The following is a 6014-nucleotide window of genomic DNA, read 5'->3' as shown; positions in this document are numbered from 1 at the left end:
CGAGGCGGTACCCGCGGCCGCCGTGCCGGCGAGCAGCAGCCCGCCCAATCCACCCGCGGCCAACAACCGGCGGCGGGACGACGAAGGGGAAGAACCGAGTGAGGACATGGGGGTCCCGCTCACTTTCTCGATCCGTGCACGAAGGGGGGTATGTGGCGGGTGCGGGCCACCCGCGAAGCGGAGCGGCCCGCACCCGCCGGTGAATCAAAGCGAGTTGCGGTACGGCGGCATGTAGCGCATCCGGGGCATCTGGTCGGCGAGCACACCGCCGTCCACGACGATCCGGGTGCCGGTCACGTAGGACGCGGCGGGCGAGGCCAGGAAGACCACGGCGCCCGCGCACTCGTCGGGGGTCGCATACCGTCCGAGCGGGATGCGCTCGCGGTAGGCGGCCTCGAACGGCTCGCGATCGAGCGGGAATTCGCCGTCGATGGGAGTCTCGACCATGCCCGGGGCCACCGCGTTGACGGTGATGCCGTGCGGCGCCAGTTCGACCGCCAGACTCTGCACCAGCAGGTCCACGCCCGCCTTGGAGGCGTTGTAGTGGGCCAGACCGGCCTCGGCCACGTGTGCGTTCTTCGAGGTCACCGCGATGATCCGGCCCGGTACGCGATCCGCGATCATGTGCTCGGCGACCCGCTGGGACAGGAAGAAGACCGCGTCCAGGTTGACCGCGAGCACCCGGCGCCAACTCGCCACCGTGACCTCGTTGAACCGCTCCAGGGCGGCCGTGCCCGCGTTGTTGACCAGGATGTGCAGCGGCCCGATCTCGGCCCGCAACCCGTCCACGTAGCCGGCCAACCCCTCGGTGTCGGCCAGGTCGAACGGCCGGACCCGGGCGGTCCGGCCGGTGGCCTCGACCAGGGCGCTCGTCTCGGTGAGGTCCACGCCCGGCCGGTCGGTGAGCACGACGTCGGCGCCCGCCGCCGCGAGCGCGACCGCGAACGCCCGCCCCAGGCCGCCGGCGGCGCCGGTGACCAGGGCGGTGCGATCGGTCAGCGCGAAGGTCGCCCCGGGCCCGCCGAGCGGTGGGGTGCCCCCGTTCCCGGGGGCCGAGGGGCCGGGCGCCGAGGGGCCGGTCACGACAACCCCAGCAGCGGCAGCGCGTCCCGGAAGATCAGTTCCTCGACCGCGTCCCGATCCAGCGGCGGCAGCCCCGGAATGCCCGGCACCGCGGCCACCGCACGCAGGCCCGCCACCGACGCGTCCACCGTGGTGAACGGGTAGTCGCTGCCGAACAGCAACTTGTGCAGCACGCCGTAGTCCTGGGCCAGCCGCAGGCTGTGCCACAGCTGGAACGGGCGGTAGTGCAGCGCGCTGACATCGGCGTACAGGTGCGGGTGCTTGCGGATCACCGCGATGCACTCGCCCTCGAACGGGTGGCCCAGATGCGCGAGCACCATCCGCAGTTCCGGATGGCGGATCGCGACCGGGTCCAGCAGCCTGGGCTGGGCGTAGGCGATCGGCGCGGCCGAGACGAACGTGGTCCCTGTGTGCACCAGGATCGGCAGGCCGTTGGCCTCGGCGTAGGCGAACAGCGGGTCGTACTGCGGATCACCCGGGTCGAAGCCCGCGTACATCGGCATCAGCTTGATCCCGCGCAGGCCCAACTCCTGGTGCCCGAACCGAAGTTCGTCCTGCCAGCCGACCTGGGTCGGGTCGATGGACAGGTAGCCGATCAGCCGATCCGGTTGGCCGGCCACGTACTCGGCGACCGCCTTGTCCTCCACCCACAGGCCGCTGCGCCGGGCCTTGCCGCCGACCACGACGGTCCGGGTGTCCGCCGGGCTGGAGGCCGCGTAGTCGGCCCAGCGCACGGTCAGGTCGACCTCGCCGTCGTGTGCGCGGGCCGACTCGGCCTTGAACGCGTCGTCGAAGTCGCAGCACTGGCGGAACAGATGCGAGTGCACGTCGACGATGCCCGATCGCCGGCAACTCACGTGCGGTTCCTCTTCTCCCAGCCGTCCGAGAACATGTTCCAGAACCGGTGGGTGGGCGGGTGCTCGGCGAACACGTCGTCGTCCAACTCGACGCCGAAGCCCGGCGCGGTGGGGATCTCCACGTGTCCGTCGGCGGTCACCGGCAACGTGCCGCGTACCGCGTCGAAGACGAACGGCTCCAGCAGCCCGTCGAATGTCTCCAGGATCTTGAAGTTGGTGATCCCGAGCGAGGCGTGCACGGAGACCGTGGTGCACAGCGGCGAGTTGGAGTTGTGCGGGGCGACCATGATGCCGTGCGTGTCGGCGATCGCGGCAAGCTTGCGCACCTCGGTGAGGCCGCCCGCCATGGACAGGTCCGGCTGGATGATGTCCACCGCGTTCGTGGCGAACAGCTGCTTGTACTCGTAGCGGTTGTGGAAGTGCTCGCCGCCGGAGATCGGGAACGGTGCGCGGGCGCGCAGTTCCGCGTAGCGCTCGATGTGCGTCCACGGCATCGGCTCCTCGAACCAGCCGATGTCGAACGGCTCCAGGGCTCGCAGCAGCGCGGACGCGGTGGTCATCGCGAACCTGGCGTGACCCTCGACGAACAGGTCCACGTCCGGCCCGATCGCCTCGCGGACCGCGCCGACCAGCTCGACGGACTGCCGCAGTTCGGCCCGGGAGAGCTCGTGCAGGCCCGCCCCGAACGGGTCGAACTTGAGCGCCGAGTAGCCCTTGGCCACGGTCTCCTTGGCCTTGGCCGCGAACACGTCGGGCTCGCGTTCGCCGTTGTACCAGCCGTTCGCGTACACCCGGACCCTGTTCCGGCAGGCGCCGCCGGTGAGGCGGTACACCGGGACGCCGAGCGCCTTGCCCATCAGGTCGTGCATGGCCTGGTCGAAGCCGGACAGCGCGATTCCGCCGATGTCGCCGCCGCGCAGGAAGTCGCCCTGGTAGAGCCGCAGCCACAGCTCCTCGGTGTCGAACGGGTCGGCGCCGATCAGATGCCGGTTCGCCAACGCCTCGGCCAGCGCGGCGGTTTCGGCGACCCGGTACGGGTGGGTGATCTCGCCGACCCCGGACAGGCCCTGGTCGGTGTGCACCCGCACGTAGCCGAAGTCGCGCCACGCGGTGCCCAGGAGCAGCGTCTCGACGTGGGTGATCCGGCCCGCCGGGCCGGTGGGTCGGGTTCGGTCGACGACCAACATCAGCGTGCAGTCCCTTCGATCGCGCCGCCCATCGTGGACGTGCCGGTCAACTCGTCGATTCCGCCGTCCTTGATCGCGTCCTGCACGGCCAGTTCGGTCGCGGCGATCAGGTGGTCGACGTCCGCGTCGGTGTGTGCGTACGAGATGTGGCTGCGCTTGAGGTTGAGCGGCAGCTCGAACACACCGTGCTCCAGGAGCCGGCGGCGGTAGCCGATGAACAGGCCGGCGTCGTTGGCGAGCAGATCGTCGTAGCTGCGCGGGACGCCGCCGGACATGAAGTAGGTGACGAACACCGAGCCGTAGCCGGTGACCACGGCCGGGATGCCCAGCCGGGTGTACATCTCGGTCAGGCCGGTGCGGACCCGGTCGCCGAGCCGGAACACGTGCTCGTGCACCGGTTCCTCGCGCAGCTTGCGCAGTGTCTCCAGGGCGGCGGCGACCACCCACGGGTGGCCGTTGTAGGTGCCGGCGAAGAACGCGGGGGCGCCGGGGAGGGTGCTGAACTGGTCCATCAGGTCGGCCCGGCCGCCGAGCGCGCCGACCGGGGCGCCGTTGGCGATGGCCTTGCCGAACGTGGTGAGGTCGGGCGTGATGCCGGCGATCTTCTGGTAGCCGCCGAGGTCGTGCCGGAAGCCGGTGATCACCTCGTCGAAGACCAGCACCGAGCCGTGTGCGGTGCACTGTTCGCGCAGCGTGCCGAGGAACTCGGGGTCGGGCAGCAGGCAGCCGACGTTGTGCGGGATCGGCTCCAGGATCACCGCGGCGATGTCCTTGCCGTGCTCGGCGAACGCGGCGCGCACCGCGGCCGGGTCGTTGAACGGCAGGACCAGGGTGGCTTCGAGCACCTCGGGCAGGATGCCGGTGGAGATCGGGTCGTGTGCGCCGACCGCCTCGGGCGAGGAGATCACGTTCAGGCTGACCGAGTCGTGCCAACCGTGGTAGCAGCCCTGGAACTTGACGATCAGTCGGCGGCCGGTGACCGCGCGGGCGACCCGCAGCGCGTGGAAGGTGGCCTCGCTGCCGGTGCTGGTGAGCAGCACCTTCTCCACCGAGGGGACCAACTCGACCAGGGTCTCGGCAAGGGTGACCTCGCCCTCGGTGACGGCCACGCCGGTCAGGTCCAGGCGGCTCGCCGCCTCGCTCACCGCGCGCTGCACGTCCGGGTCGTTGTGGCCGAGCAGCGGCGGGCCGAACGCGGAGTGGTAGTCGGTGAAGACGCGACCCTCGGCGTCGGTGAAGGTCGCGCCGCTGGTATCGGTGACGACCAGCTCGGTCAGACCCGGGATCCGGCGCTGACCGCTGTTCACCCCGCCCGGAATGACCCGAAGGGCTCGGGCGGGAAGGGAGTCGGTGGCGGCTGTGCCGACACTCATCGGTGGGCTCCTTGCGTCGTTCGTGACCGTTCGGATCCGCGGCCCTGCCAGGCCGTGGATCGCCGGCGCCATCCGCCTTCGGCACGCGTCGCAGGTGTTGCATTTGCTCTACACCGTGTTTTCTGAACACTGTTCGGCAGGACCGAACAGTTCCAGACCTTACATTTGGATGTACAAACCAGTCAAGAGGTCCGGACCGGTAATGTGTTCTGCTATGTCGAACAGCGTTAACGAGAATGTCGAGGAGTCGAAGTACTGGGTGAAGTCCGTCGCCCGGGCCGCGGACATCCTCGAGGTGCTCTCCACACGTGGTCCGGGGGACGGCATGAGCGTCACCGAGGTCGGTCAGGCCTGCGGGATCTCCAAGAGCGCCACCTTCGGACTGCTCCAGACCCTGCGCGGCTACGGCTTCGTCTCGGACGACGGGGAAGGGATGAATCGGCGCTACCGGCTCGGGATGGGCCTGGCCCGGCTCGGTGATCGGGCCCAGTCGCAGGTGTCCCTGCGCGACGTGGCCCGGCCGGTGCTGGCCGAACTGACCAGGGAGACCGGCATGGCCGCGCGCTTCGCGGTGCCCGAGGGCGGGCTCGCGGTGGTCGTGGACCAGGTCGGCATAGAGCAGCGGGTGCGGCTGGACCTGCGGATGGGCGTGCGCGAGCTGCCGCACTGCACCGGACTGGGCAAGGCCATCCTGTCCGCGCTGCCGGAGGCCGAGGCGCGCGCGGTGATCGAGCGCTCCGGCCTGCCCCGGCGCACGTCGCACACGATCACCGACACCGCGACCCTGCTCGCGCACCTGCGCGACATCCGGCAGACCGGCTACGCGCTGGACGACGAGGAGGACGCGGACGGGATCTTCTGCATCGGCAGCCCGGTCCGCGACCACCGGGACCTGTGCGTGGGTGCGATCAGCATCACCGGCCTCAAGCTGGACCTGCCCGGCTGGCGATTCCAGGAGCTGGGCCGCCAGGTCCGGGCCGGCGCGCTGCGGGTCAGCCGCGAGCTGGGCAGCACGGAGAGTGGCGAGGGCGAGGTCGACGCCGGCTGAAAGTCGCCGGTGCCCAATCGGACCGATGGGGTCGAGACGGGACGATCCGTCGCGACCCCATCGTGTTCCTCCGATCACGGACGATGAAAGTCCGCCACGAGGCCTTGACCAGGATCGTCGTGCGGGTCTACGTTCCTTGACTCATCAGGGCCCGCACGTTCGCTGCCACGAATCGTGCCCGGTTTCCGGCCCTGGGGTTGACGGTCCGTCACCGCGCCGAGCAGCCCACCCCAAGCCATCCGCCGCGCGTTTCCCACCGGTTGGGAACGCCGCATCGGCACGTGTCACGGGAAGCATCCTCACCCCCCTGCCGCCGAAGGCCGAGGTCCCGATGAGCACGTCCCCCGAAACTTCCACCACCGTTCCGACGCGGGCTCCCGCTCCCGCGTCCTCCCGTCGCCGGCTGCTCGCCGCGGGCGGCCTGGGCGGTCTGCTGCTGGCCGCAGCCACGACGGGCCCGGCCGCC

The 6014-nt window shown here is 70.6% G+C and carries 5 protein-coding genes; 1 reads left to right on the top strand and 4 read right to left on the bottom strand.

What is annotated here, in order from left to right:
• Positions 1 to 204: 204 nt before the first annotated feature.
• From ACFZBU_RS47860 to ACFZBU_RS47845, 4 genes are all read right to left on the bottom strand, one after another.
• Positions 205 to 999: an SDR family NAD(P)-dependent oxidoreductase gene (locus tag ACFZBU_RS47860; protein WP_391590138.1), complete on the bottom strand. Its 795-nt coding sequence runs from the start codon at positions 997 to 999 to the stop codon at positions 205 to 207.
• Positions 1000 to 1079: 80 nt separating this feature from the next.
• Positions 1080 to 1940: an amidohydrolase family protein gene (locus ACFZBU_RS47855; RefSeq protein ID WP_391590137.1), complete on the bottom strand. Its 861-nt coding sequence runs from the start codon at positions 1938 to 1940 to the stop codon at positions 1080 to 1082.
• The gene (locus tag ACFZBU_RS47850; RefSeq protein ID WP_391590136.1) at positions 1937 to 3127 is read right to left on the bottom strand and encodes a mandelate racemase/muconate lactonizing enzyme family protein; all 1191 of its coding nucleotides are present in this window, start codon (positions 3125 to 3127) and stop codon (positions 1937 to 1939) included. Before ACFZBU_RS47850 ends, ACFZBU_RS47855 begins: the two co-directional genes overlap by 4 nt.
• Complete coding sequence (locus tag ACFZBU_RS47845) at positions 3127 to 4500, bottom strand: aspartate aminotransferase family protein (protein ID WP_391590135.1); 1374 nt, start codon at positions 4498 to 4500, stop codon at positions 3127 to 3129. The genes ACFZBU_RS47850 and ACFZBU_RS47845 overlap by 1 nt, the downstream gene beginning before the upstream one ends.
• Positions 4501 to 4714: 214 nt before the next feature.
• Between ACFZBU_RS47845 and ACFZBU_RS47840 the strand changes: the two genes are divergently transcribed.
• Entirely contained in the window at positions 4715 to 5548 is an 834-nt protein-coding gene (locus ACFZBU_RS47840; RefSeq protein ID WP_391590134.1) for an IclR family transcriptional regulator, read from the top strand.
• The last annotated feature ends 466 nt before the right edge of the window (positions 5549 to 6014 follow it).

The sequence above is a fragment of the Embleya sp. NPDC008237 genome (assembly GCF_042956465.1).
In the GTDB taxonomy this organism is placed as follows: domain Bacteria; phylum Actinomycetota; class Actinomycetes; order Streptomycetales; family Streptomycetaceae; genus Embleya.
The sequence above is the reverse complement of the archived record's forward strand: the minus strand, read 5'-3'. Positions and strand labels throughout refer to the sequence as shown.

Excerpts from the sequence above, each read along its gene's own strand:
- ACFZBU_RS47840 (WP_391590134.1), top strand. The coding sequence starts at position 4,715 with ATGTCGAACAGCGTTAACGAGAATGTCGAGGAGTCGAAGTACTGGGTG.
- ACFZBU_RS47850 (WP_391590136.1), bottom strand. The coding sequence starts at position 3,127 with ATGTTGGTCGTCGACCGAACCCGACCCACCGGCCCGGCGGGCCGGATC.
- ACFZBU_RS47845 (WP_391590135.1), bottom strand. The coding sequence starts at position 4,500 with ATGAGTGTCGGCACAGCCGCCACCGACTCCCTTCCCGCCCGAGCCCTT.